Annotated in this window: 15 protein-coding genes; 8 read left to right on the top strand and 7 right to left on the bottom strand. The window is 62.1% G+C overall.

Annotation, left to right across the window (positions count from 1 at the left end):
• Nucleotides 1-142 precede the first annotated feature (142 nt).
• Nucleotides 143-766 carry a DUF4352 domain-containing protein gene (locus CH273_RS10045; protein WP_032395002.1) on the top strand — a complete coding sequence of 208 codons (624 nt, stop codon included), beginning with the start codon at nt 143-145 and terminating at the stop codon, nt 764-766.
• Nucleotides 767-845: 79 nt separating this feature from the next.
• Nucleotides 846-1346 carry a vWA domain-containing protein gene (locus CH273_RS10050; protein ID WP_230596731.1) on the top strand — a complete coding sequence of 167 codons (501 nt, stop codon included), beginning with the start codon at nt 846-848 and terminating at the stop codon, nt 1344-1346.
• 578 nt (nt 1347-1924) lie between these two features.
• On the opposite strand, the gene CH273_RS10055 is transcribed toward CH273_RS10050, so the two are convergent.
• From CH273_RS10055 to CH273_RS10075, 5 genes are all read right to left on the bottom strand, one after another.
• Nucleotides 1925-3916, bottom strand: a complete 1992-nt coding sequence (locus tag CH273_RS10055; RefSeq protein WP_143546197.1) for an AAA family ATPase — start codon at nt 3914-3916, stop codon at nt 1925-1927.
• Nucleotides 3917-4340: 424 nt separating this feature from the next.
• Nucleotides 4341-5162: an ABC transporter permease gene (locus CH273_RS10060; RefSeq protein ID WP_032395004.1), complete on the bottom strand. Its 822-nt coding sequence runs from the start codon at nt 5160-5162 to the stop codon at nt 4341-4343.
• Nucleotides 5162-5986: an ABC transporter permease gene (locus CH273_RS10065; protein ID WP_032395005.1), complete on the bottom strand. Its 825-nt coding sequence runs from the start codon at nt 5984-5986 to the stop codon at nt 5162-5164. Before CH273_RS10065 ends, CH273_RS10060 begins: the two co-directional genes overlap by 1 nt.
• Nucleotides 5983-6747, bottom strand: a complete 765-nt coding sequence (locus CH273_RS10070; RefSeq protein ID WP_052049449.1) for an ABC transporter ATP-binding protein — start codon at nt 6745-6747, stop codon at nt 5983-5985. The genes CH273_RS10065 and CH273_RS10070 overlap by 4 nt, the downstream gene beginning before the upstream one ends.
• 75 nt (nt 6748-6822) lie before the next feature.
• Nucleotides 6823-7839, bottom strand: a complete 1017-nt coding sequence (locus tag CH273_RS10075) for an ABC transporter substrate-binding protein (RefSeq protein ID WP_032395007.1) — start codon at nt 7837-7839, stop codon at nt 6823-6825.
• 324 nt (nt 7840-8163) lie between these two features.
• Between CH273_RS10075 and CH273_RS10080 the strand changes: the two genes are divergently transcribed.
• The 6 genes from CH273_RS10080 to CH273_RS10105 all read left to right on the top strand — a co-directional run bounded on the left by CH273_RS10080 (nt 8164) and on the right by CH273_RS10105 (nt 14208).
• Nucleotides 8164-8898 carry a FadR/GntR family transcriptional regulator gene (locus CH273_RS10080; protein ID WP_032395008.1) on the top strand — a complete coding sequence of 245 codons (735 nt, stop codon included), beginning with the start codon at nt 8164-8166 and terminating at the stop codon, nt 8896-8898.
• A 133-nt stretch (nt 8899-9031) separates the two neighbouring features.
• Nucleotides 9032-9595, top strand: coding sequence for a MaoC family dehydratase (locus CH273_RS10085; protein ID WP_032395009.1), 564 nt, complete (start codon nt 9032-9034; stop codon nt 9593-9595).
• Nucleotides 9592-10809, top strand: a complete 1218-nt coding sequence (locus CH273_RS10090; RefSeq protein WP_032395010.1) for a CaiB/BaiF CoA transferase family protein — start codon at nt 9592-9594, stop codon at nt 10807-10809. The genes CH273_RS10085 and CH273_RS10090 overlap by 4 nt, the downstream gene beginning before the upstream one ends.
• Nucleotides 10806-12176: an MmgE/PrpD family protein gene (locus tag CH273_RS10095; protein ID WP_052049427.1), complete on the top strand. Its 1371-nt coding sequence runs from the start codon at nt 10806-10808 to the stop codon at nt 12174-12176. Before CH273_RS10090 ends, CH273_RS10095 begins: the two co-directional genes overlap by 4 nt.
• Nucleotides 12177-12214: 38 nt before the next feature.
• Nucleotides 12215-13378: an acyl-CoA dehydrogenase family protein gene (locus CH273_RS10100; RefSeq protein ID WP_032395011.1), complete on the top strand. Its 1164-nt coding sequence runs from the start codon at nt 12215-12217 to the stop codon at nt 13376-13378.
• Nucleotides 13375-14208 carry an HpcH/HpaI aldolase/citrate lyase family protein gene (locus CH273_RS10105; RefSeq protein ID WP_032395012.1) on the top strand — a complete coding sequence of 278 codons (834 nt, stop codon included), beginning with the start codon at nt 13375-13377 and terminating at the stop codon, nt 14206-14208. Before CH273_RS10100 ends, CH273_RS10105 begins: the two co-directional genes overlap by 4 nt.
• A 102-nt stretch (nt 14209-14310) precedes the next feature.
• Here CH273_RS10105 and CH273_RS10110 read toward each other — a convergent pair whose 3' ends face one another.
• Nucleotides 14311-15120 (bottom strand): ABC transporter ATP-binding protein, encoded by an 810-nt coding sequence (locus tag CH273_RS10110; protein WP_032395013.1) that lies wholly within the window; start codon nt 15118-15120, stop codon nt 14311-14313.
• A 9-nt stretch (nt 15121-15129) separates the two neighbouring features.
• Nucleotides 15130-16158, bottom strand: coding sequence for an ABC transporter substrate-binding protein (locus tag CH273_RS10115; protein ID WP_032395014.1), 1029 nt, complete (start codon nt 16156-16158; stop codon nt 15130-15132).
• Between the last annotated feature and the right edge of the window lie 6 nt (nt 16159-16164).

Raw genomic sequence — 16164 nt, forward strand, 5'->3', positions numbered from 1 at the left:
CCGACACCGCGAATCATCCGAACGGCCCGCATGGTCGATCGGATGCGACCGAAAGTAGGAGGCGCACCGACCGGTCAGCCGAGGCGCGGACAGGCACGACTGCGGTGTGGTTGATGCATCGCCGAACGAGAGGAATTTCGACATGACCAACCACAACCCGAACCCCCAGCAGCAGTACGCCCCACCCGCTCCCGAGCAGAAGAAGAGTTGGTTTGCCCGACACAAGATCCTGACCGTCATATTGGCGATCGTCGTGCTGGGCGTCCTCATTCGGCTCATCGGTGGTGGTTCGTCGGAGAGCCCGACAGCTCCCGCGCCGGCCGGATCCTCGGCGTCGGAGGAAGCGGCTTCGGCGGCCCCGGTCGAGCCGAGTAGTCCAGGAATCGGCGTTCCGGTACGCGACGGCAAGTTCGAGTTCGTCGTCACCGCGGTCGCACCACCCGTCGCGACAGTCGGTTCGGAGTATCTGACGCAGACCGCACAGGGCGAGTACGTCCAGGTGACAATGACCGTGCGCAACATCGGCGACCGAGCGCAGAGCTTGGACGCATCCTCGCAGAAGTTGCTCGACGCGGACGGCAAGCAGTACTCGGTCGACAGCCTCGCGACCGCCTACCTCGACGAGGGCATCGGCTACGAACAGATCAACCCTGGCAACGCGCTGGACACGACCGTCGTGTTCGACGTCCCCTTTGGGACCGTGCCTGCCGAGATCGAGCTGCACGATTCGGCGTTCTCGGGCGGCACGACGGTGGCGCTGCGGTAGCTGTCGCCAATCGCTCTTCCGTTATCTCTCAATCCAATTTACTCGGAGCAGTCTCGGCTGCGACCTGAAGGAGGAAACCATGACCAACCCTCAGCTGTCCCTCGTCGCTGCACTGCTCGACCGGTCCGGCTCGATGCATTCCATCGCCGACGACACCCGCGGCGGATTCGATTCGTTCATCACCAAGGAGCGTGAAGCGGACGGCCGGGCCGTGGTCACGCTCGCACAGTTCGACGACCGGTACGAGCTGGTCTACGACAACGTGCCCATCGAGGACGTTGCACCACTCGTTCTCCAGCCGCGGGGTAGCACCGCGTTGTACGACGCGATCGGCCGGCTCGTCAGCGAGGTCGGTGCCGGGCTCGCCGCGATGCCGGAGGACGAGCGTCCCGGCTCGGTGACGGTGCTCGTGATGACCGACGGTCACGAGAACGCGAGAAGGGAATGGAGCAATTCCGCTGTGCGGGAGCTGATCCAGCGGCATGAAGCTGAGTACAGCTGGGACTTCGTGCTCCTGGATCGAACATCGACGCCGTCGAGGTGGTTGCCGATCTGGGCTTTCAGCCCGGCAAGTCGATGACATACGTCTCGACGTCGGTCGGCGTGACGGCTGCCTTCGATTCGGTGGCGAACTACCAGCACCGGAAGCGATCCTCCGGGGTCGATGCGTGTTCGGTATCGGCTTTCACCCTGGAGGGCCGCTGCCGGGCGCGAGGGGAGTAGGTGTCGGAACGCACGCAGCCGACCAGGTTGCGGAGATGGCGGGGGTGCTGCGCGCGATCGCAGACCAGCCAGAGAAACGTCGCGAACTGCGGTATCGCGACCTGCGCTCTTGCCTGTGGGCTGTACTCTCGTATGCCGATATATCTTAAGACTCGTCAGGCTACATCATACGCGGCTACGACTATCCGCTCGCATTGGTTGCTGCTACGCACATAGTTTACCGTCGTCGGGAAGTTGCTGCCGAACCGATTGTGGCAGCCGATGCTGACCCTCTTGTTCGGATCCTGTTTGGACTCCGTGCCCGCGAGAACGCTTGCGTAGCTTTGGGCTCCACCAGGTGAAGACGCCATAGGCAGCGGACCAGCGCATCGCCCTCATGTCACTGACAGGCGGAAGGTGTAGGCACGCCGCGCCTCCGGTTTGACGGGCCAGCAATCAGCCTGACACTCGCTCCTCAAGCCAGGTCAATTCCTTCCGCTGTAGCGCGATATCAGCAAGGTCGACAATCTTTGCATGCGCGTCTGGTCGTTCGTTAAGGAGCTCGAAGGCCGTCTCCGTCCGACGCTTGTCGCCAAGGAACGGGCCAAAGGTCTGCCATTCTCGACGAATAATAGAACTCAGCTCTATCCAGTAAAGTTTGCTCATCAGGGTCTCAGGAGCCAACGCGCCGCACTGATCCCGTCTCGGTTGGGGTAGGGCGGCAATTACGTGTTCGTGCCATTGTTTGGTCGAATCTGGTCGCATTTTCAATGCGATTCGGATGAATTCCCGGATCTGCCGTTCTAGCAAATTTCGCCGCTTATTGATTGCCGCGAGCTCCTCGGCCCACTCATTTTCATCCAAATCAAGGCTCCGCCTTGATCTCGGAACTTCGCGATCGAATGTTTTGTCGATCTCCGCGGGTGAATGCCGTGCTGCAGCAATGGCGTTTTGGACAATTATGCTCTCGATTAAGAGGTCATGGCCTGAGCGTTTGATCAATCCATATTTAACGAGTGGGGCAGCCGCAATAGTATCAACTGGGTTCCCGTTACCGATCTCAAGCAGTAAATCGTACATCGGTTCGTCTGTTCGTTGAAGATTCCGAAGTGCCAACTTAGCAATCTCGGCCCCTTCGTGCGACGCAAACTCTATGCATAGCTCTGAGACTAAATCATCCTCCAACTGTAAGGGTCTTGAGTCTATGTCGACACTCCGATGAATAAATGAGCCCAGCATCCTGATCCAGAATGGCAATCCTGCGGCCGCAGTCGCGATCTGGTCCCTTGACTTTTTGGAGAACTGCAACCCGCACCTATTTCCGAGCGTCTTTATCATCGAGTCGGCCGCTCCGTCGGGAAATGGACTGAGGTAATTTTCAGGGACAAAATGTAGTACGGGGTTCTCAACTTCAGCGATCTCGGCGACGCGGAAGCTGCGGCTACTTACACCGCTGACCAAAAGGCTAATCGTCAGATCATGTCGATGCGATTCTTGTACAAGAGCCCTAAGCTCGCGCCAAAACTCGCTGAATTCGCTCTTCCAGTGGCCGGACGTCGGAGAATCTGGCGTTATATAGTCGACCTCATCGAGAATTATTAGAAGTGTTTTTCCGCTGTGGCGATCCCAAAGTTGCTCGAACGATTCAATTATGTCTGAATCGCTTCGGTAGAGCGTTTGTGCAACGTGCGCGTAGCTATGCTCCAGAGCCAGCCTTGACAATCTTCCAATTACTTTAAGCGCGTTCTGTGCGGACATTTCGTTGAACGCGCGAATGGAGCAGTCGACCATTGCGACTCTTGGTGATTGCTGCGACCGAGATTGATTGATTATTCGATTAAGCATCGATGTTTTGCCGACTTTTCGCAGGCCGAACAGCGCGGAGATAGATCCAAGCTGTAATCGTCGAAGCATGTCTAGGGATTGTTCGCGCCGGCCGAAGAAGTCAACATCGTCGCTGACCGGTCCTGTCACCTGAAAACTATCAGTACCGAACAATTCTCGCGATAGGCGCTGCTGAATAATTCCGCTCGGAGGCATCGTGCCTCCGGTAGGTCTGTAAATAGGCATTACAGTAATACCCATTTCGCGACCCCAAGCGCGCAACTTTCCGTCACCCTCGTCGTCGGAATGTAGAATGATGAGGAGTGTCGATTCCAGCCTGGGCTGCTCGGATCGTATTATTTCAATGCAATCCGATATCGTTTTCGCCTGTATAAGTGAAAAATTTGCAATCAGGAGTAGAACTTCGCGGTCGATAGACAGAGAGCCGCGTAACGACTTGGAAGGGCTCGCATACATCGTCGCGTAACTTGAATTGTTCAACCGGAGTCGTTTATAGTTGGTGATCTCAAATAGGCCGGACAAGCCAGCAGCTAGATCGCGGGCTAGAGAATCGCGTACTACTGCAGCCCGGATGCTTTCCCGCACATTATCCAAAGATCCCATGTTGTCTCCTGCCGTCTGCGTCGCTGGGGACAGTACTGCATCCGCGCGCAATCTGCTCTGGTTTTGCTCGTTGGTGGCAGCACGAGGTTGTCAACAGAGTGGTCGCGGTTTGGTGCTTTGGAGTCCTCGTTGTTGCGGGTATCCTCACTTCGCGGCAGTTTCGGCCGACCGGGCGAGGTGCCCTGCTGCGGTCGGATCAAAGTTTGTTTGTGCTAATCGAGCTTTGCTGAGCACCATCGAAACCGCTACCTCGAACTCCCGACCGACCCCCCTAGATACCGCCGCTGGAATTCGACTGTCGGGCACCGTGGACGAGCATTCAGAAGTCTTGTGGCGGCTATTGCCGAGCATCAGGCAATGCGATCGGTCTTTACAGCCTTCATCGATTTCGCGACGTGGGCGAGCCATTGCCGATCTTTTGCGATCACCGGCCGCCGTACTTCGAGGTGATGCGACTCTCCAACCACTGCAACGCAATCGTGGGTGGCAGCGCCATCACGAGGATCAACACGACGGTGCCCATGATGTTTTCCATCCGAACCAGGCTGACGTTGCGCAAAAGTTCGTATCCGATGCCACTGGAGGACGAGAACATCTCGGCGAGAAGCAATCCCAAAAACGCCAACCCGAAGGTCATACGCATACCCGTCGCCAACGCCGGGAGCACCGCGGGGATGACGATCTGACGGATCAACCTGGGCCAGCTCACCTGCAATGATGCCGCCATCTTGAGATGGATTCTGTGGACAGATGCCGTGGCCTCGACGGCGACGAGGAACATCGGGATGAAGGCGGCGTAGAAGGAGAAGCCGAATCGGCTCAATGCGCCGATGCCGAGGAACGACATGAAGATCGGGTACAGCACGATCTTCGGAATGCTGTTGATCGAGTAAACGATCGGGGCGATGGTTCGGGTCCAGAACGGACTCAGTCCCAGCGTCAGGCCCAGCAGTGAACCCACGACTGTGCTGGCCAGGAACGCGAGCACAAGGATGCGCAGCGAGTCGCCGACATTAGCGCGGAAGTCGGCCTTGCCCAGGTCCTCGACGAGTGAGGCCATGGCCTCGGCCGGCGTCGGGAAAATGAGACTGTCGACCAGAACGGCTGCGACCCACCAGATCAAGACCGCGACGACGGCCACGACGACGGGAGGGAGGAACCGTCGGGCGTTGGTGCGGCCCGCGGATGAGGTCACCTTCGGGGGAATTGTCGGTGCGGTGGCTACTCTGTCCAAGGTGCTGCTCATCAGCGGCGCCTCCAATCGAATCGGTTGAGCGCGAGCGAGATCATAGAGGTCGAGAGCAGAGCGATCGCCGCCACGATGAGGATTCCGGCGTACATGTCGGCGATGTCGAACCCGTCGTAGGCGATCGAGATGAAGTGCCCGAGTCCTTGCGTCGAAAGGATGAACTCACTGGCCAACACCGAGATGACGGCGTACGAGAGCCCGAGTTTGAGTCCGGTCACGATGCTCGGCAGCGCATACGGAAGAAGGACCGATCGGAAGTATTGCCACCGCGTGAGCATCAGTGTGGTTCCGAGCTTGGTGACGATCGGCGATACCGAGTTGAAGCCGGTGCGTGCGTTCAACGCGACCACACCGAACGCGAAGATGGTGGACAGAATGGCGATCGGGGCGACGCCGGCACCGAACAGCACGACCATGATGGGGTAGAGCGCGAACGTCGGGACGGCATAGTAGACGTTGAGGTACGGCTGAAACGCTCTGTCCCACAACTCGTACCGCCACAGAACGTAGGCGGCAGCGACGCCGAGTACGGAACTCAGCACGAAGGCGAGGACGATGATCCCCAGCGTTCGGCCCAACTCGTCGATCAGGAAGTCCGGGTCGGTCAGCAGGCTCAGCGCCGTCGAGACCATGTCGGTCACCGGAACGATGTCGAGCGGTGAGGCGAAGAATCTGGCCGCGATGTCGATGGCCACCAGTGCCGCGACGAGAATCAGTACGGTCCATCCCCATGCCGGGAGACCGAGCTGGGTAGCGGGGGCAGGCCGGATGTATCCCGGAACCACGGAGGTGCGCGTGCTCTCGCGCGCGGGCGCACTCATGGTTCGATGCTCATCGTCTTCTTGGCCTCGTCGCGCAGACTGGACCAGATACGTTCGTGCAGAGCCGTCGCCGCCGGGCTGGCGAGAACGTCCTCGGAGCGTGGACGAGGCAGGTCGATGTCCATCTCGTCGATGAAGCGTCCCGGCCGCGCGCTCATCACCAGCACGCGATCGGACAGCAGGACCGCTTCCTGGATGCTGTGGGTGATGAACAGGACTCCGCACGTGAGCTTTTCGACGATCTTGAGCAGCTCGTACGACATGACCAGTCGCGTCTGCTCGTCGAGTGCACCGAACGGCTCGTCCGCGAGAATCAGATCGGGCTCCATGGACAGGCAGCGCGCGATGGCCACACGTTGGCGCATACCGCCGGACAACTGGGTGGGGTAGTGGTCGCCGAACTTGCTCAGCCCCACAGTGTTCAGCAACTCGTCGGCGCGGGACCGACGTTCCTTCTTGCCGACGCCCCGGACTTCGAGAGCGAACGCGACGTTGTCACGGACGGTCCGCCAGGGCAGCGTCGCCGATTCCTGGAAGATCACTGCTGTCTTGGATCGAGGGCCGGTCAGTGGTTGGCCGTCGACGTGCACGGTGCCGCCGTCGTGATCCTGTAGTCCGGCGAACACCTCGAGCAGAGTGGACTTGCCACAGCCACTGGGCCCGACGATGGAGACGAATTCGCCTCGGCCGATGGACAAGTCGATCTCGTGCAAGGCGGTGACCTCACCGAATCGTCGGGAGACCGAGGATGCAACGGCGATGGCGGAGGTGGTGTCGGGTCGGGGTCGAGTCGCTGCGTGAGTCACGTCGCTACCTTCTGGTGGGGGGATTTGATGTCAGGAGTCGCAGTCACCGGGCAAGTCGTCTGCGACCCCCTCGGCGAGGAATTCCGGGTCGAACAGTGTGCAGAAATCGGGTTCGCGATCGCTACCCGACGCCTCGACACCGTCCTGCGCGGACAGGACGGATGCGGGGTCGAACCCGCCGCCCCACGTGCCGACCGAGGATGCACGCTTGACCACCGCGGTGGCCGATTCCACGTCGAATCCTGTGTACGCCGCATAGATCTCGGCAGCGGCAACAGGATCGGCCTCGATCGATGCGACCGCCTCGGTGTAGCCGGCGTTGATGGCCCGTACGACGCCGGGGTTGCTGGCGGCGTAGTCCTTGGTCGTGGTGATCGTCGACTGCAGGAACCGCGACATGTAGTCGGGGCTGCTGACGATCAGCTTGAAGTCCTCCGGTCGCTGTTCGGCGACGATCGAGGGGACGAGGGCGATGTCGACGTTGCCGGCTTCGAGTAGTGCGAAGCCTTCACCGATTCCGCCGGAGGCAACGCGCTCGATCCGGCTCGGGTCGACGCCTGCGAGAGAGGGAATGAGGCGGGTGAGGGCATCGGAGGCCGAGTTCGGCCGGGTGTAGGCCCAGCGGCGGACGTCCTCGATGGAGTTGATGTCGGGGTTGGAGGCGAGCGCGTAGAAGTTCATCGGGTAAGGCCCCTGTGTACCGCCGCCGACGATGCGCAGTTCGGAGCCGGCCGCGTCGGCCTGCACGATCGACGGGTAGCTGACCTCACCGATGGGGATGTTGCCGTCGAGCAGTGTGCGCATGGTCGCGCTGCCGCCCTTGCCCGGAACGATGTTCTCCACGATCACACCGTGCTTCTCGAACAGTCCCTGCTTTTGCGCGACAAGCCAAGGGATGCTGTAGATTTCGGCCGCTGCCGAGACGGTGACGTCGATCGTGACCGGGTTGGCCGGGTCCGCGTCGGGACCGGGATCGGATCCACAGGCCACCAATGCGGTGGACAGCGTCAGTGCTGCCATGATGGACGTGGCTCGGCGTAAATGCATCTGCGTCCTCGCTGGATGATCGGCGTCGCACGGAATCGATGTAGTCCGCGTATCGCCGAGGTCTGGAATGTCGGCTGCCACAGTGTGGGTGTGGTGAGACCTAAGTAACAGCTGCGATCTACCTAAACATAAGATATATAGACCGTCAAGGGGCAGGTATTTGCGTCTTGCTGCGTTGATTCGGACGGTTTTGGTCGCAAACATCTGATGTATGGAGCTGGAATCGAGTCAACTGGCACCGTGCACGCGATCAATACATCACCGTGGTTCGGCCAGGCTAGGCTCGAGCCGATCGTCAGCCGTCGTCGAGAAGTAGGGGGAGAAGTGGCCGAACCGGCATCGCTCAAGGGCTCGGCCAAGAGCGTCCCCGCGTATGCGGTTCTCGCGGGACATCTGCGTACACGCATTCTGTCCGGTGAGCTGCAGCCGGGGGAGCGGCTGCCCGGAGAGGCCGAGCTCACTGCCGAATTCGGCGTCGGACGCAGCACCATTCGTGAAGCCCTCCGATCCCTGGCCAGCCAGAATCTGATCGAGACGACCCGGGGAGTCACCGGGGGAAGCTTCGTTGCCGTCCCCAGCGTCGGGCACATCAGCGAGCACCTGGAAACCGGCGTCGCACTGATGGCCGCCGCCGAGACCGTCACTGTCGACCAGCTCATGGAAGTCCGCAACCTGATGGAGGTGCCCGCAGCCGGCATCGCTGCGTTCCGCCGCACCGACGAGCATCTCGAGCAGCTCAACGCGACGATCTTCGACCCAAACGACGTGCAGGGACCCGAGACCTTCGCGAAGAACCAGGAATTCCACCTCGTCTTGCTTCGCGCAGCCCACAACCCACTGCTCGAACTCATCACCGCTCCCGTCTTCCGTGTCCTGTCCGGCCGATTCGGTCGCGATCACGCACCGGAGGGCTTCTGGCAGTGCGTCGACAGCGATCACCGGGGACTGCTCGACGTGGTCGAAGCCGGTGATTCGATGGCGGCCATGGACCTGATGCGTAAGCATCTCGACCACCTCGGTGACTCCTACCGGCAGATGGATCGACTCCGCACCTCCTGAAACATCTGCCTTTTACGTGTCGATCTTCGTCAAATCTGACGCAATGCCGGTTTCGTCGAACCCTTGACGCCATAAACATCTGATGTTTATGGTCTAGGGGCAGGCATTCGCCGAACCGACACGAGGAGACACGGTGGCAATCCATCCGGCCGTTCTGGGGCGCTTCTTCGACGACTACACCGTGGGGGACGTCTACCAACACCCCTTCGGACGGACGATCTCGGAGACCGACAACACCTGGGTGACGCTGCTGTCGCTCAACACGAACCAGAACCACTTCAACGCGCATCTGGCATCACAGAACCCGATCACCGATGGGAAGGTCATCGTCAACTCGGGCCTGACCGTGTCTGTGGTACTGGGTCTTTCGGTGATCGACATGAGTCAGAACGCGATCTCGAACCTCGCCTTCACCGACATCAAGATGTCCCACCCGGTCTACGCCGGCGACACCCTGTACGCCGAGAGCATCTGCACGGGGCTGCGCAAGTCCAAGTCTCGGCCCTACGCCGGCATCGTCTCGATGATCACCCGAGGCCTCAATCAAGATGGTGCCGAGGTCATTTCGTGGAAGCGCTCGGTCATGGTCGCCACCCGCGACAGTGGCATCGGGCAGAACTACTTTCCCGAAGCACAGAACGGCCCGCTCGAACTCCCGGCGGACGTCGAACTCCAGACGAAGGATTCAGACGCATGAGGCCACTGGAAGACGTCCGCATCATCTCCCTCGAGCAGTACGGTGCCGGCCCGTTCGGCAGCCTGCATCTGGCCGACCTCGGCGCGGATGTCATCAAGATCGAGGACCCCAGCGTCGGCGGCGACGTCGGCCGCTACGTCCCGCCCTACAACGAGGGCGAGGACTCGCTGTTCTTCGAGAGCTTCAACCGCAACAAACGCTCTCTCTCATTGGACCTTTCGACCCCGAGCGGTCGAGCGGTGTTCGAGGACCTCGTCCGCACCAGCGACGCCGTCTACTCGAACCTCCGCGGCGACGTGCCCGAGAAGATCGGCATCACCTACGACCAGCTCAAGCATCTCAACCCCGCGATCGTGTGCTGCAGTCTCACCGGCTTCGGTATGACCGGCCCGCGCGCGAAAGAGCCTGGCTACGACTATATTCTGCAAGGACTCGCCGGTTGGATGAGCGTCACCGGCGACCCGGACGGCCCGCCCACGAAATCCGGTCTGTCGCTGGTCGATTACTCCGGTGGATTTGTCGCCGCGATCTCGCTGCTCTCGGGATTGCACGCTGCCCGACGCGACGGCATCGGCGGGGACTGCGACGTCTCGCTGTACGACACCGCGATGTCTCTGCTCACGTATCCCGCAACGTGGCATCTCAACGCCGGCTTCGAGCCGATCCGCACGAAGAACTCGGCTCACCCGTCCCTGGTGCCGTTCCAGGCGTTCGAGGCAACCGATGGCTGGCTCATCGTCGGCTGCGCGAAGGAGAAGTTCTGGGACCGTTTGGTCGTCGCCATCGATCGCCCGGACCTCGGTGTTGATCCACGGTTCAGCAACTTCTCACTGCGAGGTAAGCACCAGGACGTGCTGCTGCCGATCCTGGAGGAGGTGTTCGCCACCAACACCGTCGAGCATTGGCTCTCGAAACTCGGCCCTGCCGGGGTGCCGACCGGGCCGATCAACGACGTCGAGCACGCACTGACCGAACCTCATACGATCGCACGCAATCTCGTGGTCGAGACCGAGCATCCGGTGTACGACATGGTGCGCCAGGTCGCCTCCCCGGTGAACTTCGGATCCGAGGCCAAGCAGTACCGTCGCGCTCCGCAGCGCAACGAGCATTTCGACGACATCGTACGCGACCAACTGGGCTACGACGACGAACGCGTCGCAAAACTGAAGGCGGAGGGTGCTTTCGGAACGGCGAAGGACGAGGTGCGGGCGTGACCTCGACGATCCTGGCGGAGTGGGCATCGAGTGTCACCGTTGCCGATCTGTCCGAGGACGTCCGGCACGCGGCCGCGCGTCACCTGCTCGATGGCGTCGGTAATACCGTTGCAGCCCAACGCCTCGGCTACGGTCGACCGGGCTGGACGGTAGCCGACGCTCTCGGCGGCCCACCGGAGGCGCGGCCTCTCACCGGCACCCGAGGCCTGTCCGCGCCAGCAGCCGCCTTCGCGACCGGGGTGATGCTGCACTCGCTGGACTTCGACGACACGCACGCGGGCGCTCTGGTCCACGCGACGGCGGTATCTCTTCCCGCGGCGTTCGCCGTCGGGCAGCAGGTGTCGGCCTCGGGTGCCGACGTGTTGACTGCCGCTGCCCTCGGTCTCGAAACTGCCTGTCGCCTCGGCGAAGTCAGTCCGCACGGATTTCACGCTAGAGGCGTGCATGCCACCGCAGCGGTGGGACCGCTGACAGCCGCACTCGTCGCCGGACACCTCTCGAAGTTCGACACCGAGACGTTGGTCAATGCTCTGGGGATCGCCGGGTCGTCGAGTTCGGGACTGCTCGAGTTTCTCGATACCGACGCCGACACCAAGGCACTGCATCCCGGATCGGCCAGCATGAACGGTGTTCTGGCCGCCCGGCTCGCGGCCGCCGGTGCCACCGGACCCTCGTCGGTTCTGGAAGGCCGACGCGGTATCTACGCCGCGTTGACCGCTCGGCCGACAAATTTCGCGGCGCTGACCGAGGGTCTCGGCTCGCGATGGGAAGCGACCCGAATCGGCATCAAGCCGTACCCGAGTTGCCAGCTGATGCACGTCACACTCGATGCAGTGTCGGAAGCCCTCGGCGACAGAGACGTTCACGCGAGCGATATCGCCGACATCGAGGTGTTCGTACACCCCGATTCGAGCCCGTTCGTCTGCGGACCGAACACCGGGGTCGCGTCACCGCGCAGTACCTACGACGGCAAGTTCGACCTACCGTGGAGCGTGGCCGCCCTGCTGCACGACGGGGCCATCACCGTCTCGACCTACACCGAGGATTCCATTGCGCGCGAGGATGTCCTCGTCACTGCCCGCAAGGTGCGGGTGACGAACCTCCCGTCCGAGGTTCCCGCGGCGGCCGCGTCGGGCAGAGCGGTTCTCACCCTCACCGACGGACGGGTGCTCGACGCCTCCGTCGGTGGCAGCCGAGGATCCGCCGGGTTCCCTCTGAGCGACGACCGTCTGCTGGAGAAGTTTCTCGCCAACTGCGGCAACGACTCTCTCGCCGTCGAGCTCTCCGACCGCATCCTCGGACTGGTCGACGAAGCCGACCTCACCGCCATTCTCGATCTCGCCGCAGCCATCGCGCCGGCACCCTGACACCTCGATCGACGACACCCAACCGACAGGACTTCACCATGGATTTCACGTACGACGAACAGCAGATGGCCTTCCGGAAAGCGTTGCGTACATTCGTCGACAAGGAGATCATCCCCGTCGCGAACGAGTGGGAGAAGACGGGACGCTATCCCACCGAGATCGTCGAACACATGAAGGCGATGGGCCTGTTCGGCATCACGACGCCCGAGGAGTACGGCGGCCTCGATCTGGACAAGGTCTCGTTCACCCTCGTCTACGAGGAACTCGCTCGCGGCTGGATGGGCGTCGCCGGAATCCTCGGTAGCCACAACCTTTCCTGCTGGATGATCGGCAAGCACGGCACCGAGGAGCAGAAGAAGACGCTGCTGCCCAAGCTCGCGTCGGGTGAATGGCGGACGGGAGTCGGCCTGACCGAGCCCGGAGCCGGAACCGACCTACAGGGAATCAAGACCACCGCCAAGCGCGACGGCGACCACTACGTCGTCAACGGTGCCAAGACGTGGATCACCAACGCGCGACACGCGAATGTGCTTCCGGTGCTGGTCAAGACCGACACCACCACGACGCCCGCGCACAAGGGAATGTCGCTGCTACTGATCGACACCACCACCGACGGGTTCGAGGTGCAGCGCGACATGGGCAAGCTCGGCTACAAGGGCACCGAATCGTGTGAGATCACCTTCACCGACGTGCGCGTACCCGTCGATGCGCTTCTCGGTGGCGTCGAGGGGCGTGGTCTGCAGCAGGCACTGTCCGGTCTCGAGATCGGCCGTCTCAACATCGCCGGACGCAGTGTCGGCATCGCTCAGGCCGCCTACGACGCTGCCCTCGAATATGCGAAGCAGCGCACCGCATTCGGTCAGCCCATCGCCGAGTTCCAGGCCATTCAGCTCAAGATCGCCGACATCGCGACCCAGCTGCAGGCTGCGCGCCTGATGACGTACTGGGCTGCATCACAGGCGGATTCGGGTAAGCGCGTCGACATGGAAGCCGGAATGGCGAAGTACTTCGCCTCCGAGGCCGCCATCACCGCCAGCCTCGAAGCCATGCGTATTCACGGTGGCTACGGCTACTCCACCGAGTTCGTCGTCGAGCGCCTCTACCGTGACGCCCCGCTCATGGCTATCGGTGAGGGCACCAACGACATCATGCGCACCGTCATCGCGAAGTCCCTCGTCGCGGGTACGGGAGTCATCGGATGAGGACGGCTCTGACGTACCTCTACGTTCCCGGGGACGTGCCGGAGCGCTTCGACAAAGCACTGGCATCGGGCACCGACGCGGTGGTGTTGGATCTTGAGGACGCCGTCACCGCGGCGAACAAGGACCATGCGCGGGCGACGGTGGCCGAGTGGGTTGCTTCCGGCGAACCGGGTGACGTCCAGATCTGGGTGCGGGTGAACCCAGGGCCGTTGCAGGAGGATGATATTCGTGCAGTGTTGCATCCGAACCTGACCGGCATCTGGTTGCCGAAGGTGTCGTCTGCTCGCGAGGTCGAGCAGGCGGACGCTCTCCTGAGTGGCAGTAGTGCGGTGGTCTCGCCCCTCATCGAGACGGCCGCCGGAGTGTTCGCCGCTCTGGAGATTGCCCGTGCGCCTCGGGTCAAGTTTCTTCAGATCGGTGAGGTGGACCTCGCCGCCGATCTGGGCGTCGACGGCTCGGCGGAGTCACTGTCGTTCGTGCGCGCTCAGGTAGTGGCAGCCAGTGTGGCGGCCGGAATCGATCCGCCGCCGGCCGCGGTGTCGCGAAACTTCCGCGACGCCGATGCCTTCGAGGCCGATACTCGAACGCTGGCCGGTCTCGGTTTTGTGGGTCGTGCGTGTATTCATCCGGCTCAACTTGCCCCTGTGCGAACGGTATTCGTGCCGTCGGAGACGGAGGTCCGCGAGGCCGAGGAACTGTTGTCCGACCTGCATCGGGCTACCTCGGGCGTGGCCGTCGACAGCAAGGGATTCCTGATCGACGAGGCCGTTGCCCGAACCGCTCGACGAGTGGTCGAGCGAGGAGCCGCGCGGGAGACGATCAGGAGCTGACAAGCTCGACGTCGGAGAACAATGCAGACGTGAAATCCGGCTGCCACGACGGTAGGTGGCCCTGCAGACCATGGAGGTCTGCAGGGCCTTTTGCGGTGGTGATCAGTCCGCGCTCGTTGTCGCTCCCAGGAGATCACGCACAGTGTTTGCAACACTGATGAATTCGGGCTTCTCCATTGTTGCGCTGTAGTCCCGATGCACAGGAAGGTCGACGTCGAGGATGCCCACTATCCGACCCGGCCGCGGGCTCATGACGACGACCCGGTTGGCGAGGTAGACCGCTTCGGCGACGGAGTGGGTGACGAGCATGACCGTCGTTCCGGTTTCCCGCCAGATGCGGTGCAGTTCGACGTTCATCTTCTCGCGAGTGAGAGCGTCCAGCGCACCGAACGGCTCGTCCATGAGCAGCACCTCCGGCTCGTGCAGCAGTGCACGGCACAGGGATACGCGCTGCTGCATGCCGCCGGACAGCTCGTGGGGGAGAGCTCCCTCGAAGCCCGTCAAACCGGTCATCTCGATGAGCTGATCGGCTTTCGCGGCCGCGGCCTTCCGGTTCATCCCGCGCATCTCACCCTGAAGCAGAATGTTCTTCCGCACCGTCCGCCATTCCAGCAGGGCCGCGCGTTGGAAGACGTAACCGATGTTGCGCTGGGGGCCGTGCACCTCCTTGCCTGCCAGCTGCACCGAGCCTCGAGAGGCACCGGTGAGACCGGCGACCACCTTGAGAAGGGTGGACTTGCCGCAGCCGGACGGCCCTGCGATGGAGACGAATTCGCCCCTGCCGACCTGGAGGTCGACGTCGGAGAGAGCGGTGACGTCACCTCGCTTGGAGGAGAACTGGACGGTCAGGTTGTCCACCGATACCGCGGTGTCGGTCATCGTTGTCGGCCGTTCACTGATGATGGCGTTCATGATTGCGTCTCATTCCTCGTTGGAGGTGAAGCTGGAGTCCCAGTACGTCGACGCCGCGGCTCCGGTCTCGGTGAGTCCGGCGTCGCTGAGGATGCTGATGGTGTTGGCCCAGTCCTCGTCACTGTTGACGCCCGGTGCCATTCCTTCGGTGTTCTCGGTCGTGAGCAGTGGGATCGTCTCCTGCCATTGCTGCAGCAGCACCGACTCCGGCGGAGTCTGCGGGTCCTTACCGACCATCGACGCCACGGCCGCTTCAGGATTGGCGATGGCTGCCTCGAACGACTCGCGGGTGGCGTCGACCATCGCCTGAGCGAGCTCCGGCGAGTTCTCGATGGTCGACGTGTTGGCGATGAGGCCGTTGCTGTAGAAGTTCAGACCCTCATCGGAGTAGCGGAGATAGCGCATCTCGCGTCCGGACTTGTTCGCGATGTTGGGCCCTTGGTCGTGTGCGAAGCCGATGAGACCGTCGACCTGACCCGAGAGCATCGCGGCGATCTTGCCTGCGGAGTCCAGACTCTGCTGCTGAACCTGGTCTTCGGGAACGCCGGCGCGGTCGAGGAAGATGGGGAATGTGGTGGTGGGGGCGTCGCCGGCGGACACGGCGATGGTCTTGCCTGCGAGGTCGGCGGTGGTCTGGATCGGTCCGTCCGCGTAGACCTGTACAGCCGACGGCGTCGTCTGCAGGAATACGCCGAGGCTCTTGACCTTCACGCCCTTGTCGATGTTGGACATCACGGCCGCGGTGTCGGCCCAGCCGAAATCGGTTTGGTTCGAGCCCGCCGCCTGGGCGGTCTTGGTGGATCCTTGGCCGGCAGTGATGGTGAGGTCGATACCGTGCTCGGCGAAGATTCCCTCTTGCACGCCGTAGTAGAACGGGGCGTGCTCGCCGTATGGATACCAGTTGAGCATCAGCGAGGTTGCGGTGGTCTCACCGTCGGTGCCAGGGGCCTTCTCCTCGCCGCCACCTCCTCCGCTGCATCCGGCGAGTACCAGAGCGGACGACGCGACGGTCGCCACCAGAACGTTCTTGAGCTTCATGGAATG

Source organism: Rhodococcus sp. 05-339-2 (genome assembly GCF_002258965.1).
GTDB lineage: Bacteria > Actinomycetota > Actinomycetes > Mycobacteriales > Mycobacteriaceae > Rhodococcoides.

What these genes read in the sequence shown, in the direction of transcription:
- CH273_RS10060 (WP_032395004.1), bottom strand. Translation starts at nt 5,162, where the DNA reads ATGAGCAGCACCTTGGACAGAGTAGCCACCGCACCGACAATTCCCCCG.
- CH273_RS10110 (WP_032395013.1), bottom strand. Translation starts at nt 15,120, where the DNA reads ATGAACGCCATCATCAGTGAACGGCCGACAACGATGACCGACACCGCG.
- CH273_RS10090 (WP_032395010.1), top strand. Translation starts at nt 9,592, where the DNA reads ATGAGGCCACTGGAAGACGTCCGCATCATCTCCCTCGAGCAGTACGGT.
- CH273_RS10055 (WP_143546197.1), bottom strand. Translation starts at nt 3,916, where the DNA reads ATGGGATCTTTGGATAATGTGCGGGAAAGCATCCGGGCTGCAGTAGTA.
- CH273_RS10100 (WP_032395011.1), top strand. Translation starts at nt 12,215, where the DNA reads ATGGATTTCACGTACGACGAACAGCAGATGGCCTTCCGGAAAGCGTTG.
- CH273_RS10050 (WP_230596731.1), top strand. Translation starts at nt 846, where the DNA reads ATGACCAACCCTCAGCTGTCCCTCGTCGCTGCACTGCTCGACCGGTCC.
- CH273_RS10075 (WP_032395007.1), bottom strand. Translation starts at nt 7,839, where the DNA reads ATGCATTTACGCCGAGCCACGTCCATCATGGCAGCACTGACGCTGTCC.
- CH273_RS10115 (WP_032395014.1), bottom strand. Translation starts at nt 16,158, where the DNA reads ATGAAGCTCAAGAACGTTCTGGTGGCGACCGTCGCGTCGTCCGCTCTG.
- CH273_RS10105 (WP_032395012.1), top strand. Translation starts at nt 13,375, where the DNA reads ATGAGGACGGCTCTGACGTACCTCTACGTTCCCGGGGACGTGCCGGAG.
- CH273_RS10045 (WP_032395002.1), top strand. Translation starts at nt 143, where the DNA reads ATGACCAACCACAACCCGAACCCCCAGCAGCAGTACGCCCCACCCGCT.
- CH273_RS10065 (WP_032395005.1), bottom strand. Translation starts at nt 5,986, where the DNA reads ATGAGTGCGCCCGCGCGCGAGAGCACGCGCACCTCCGTGGTTCCGGGA.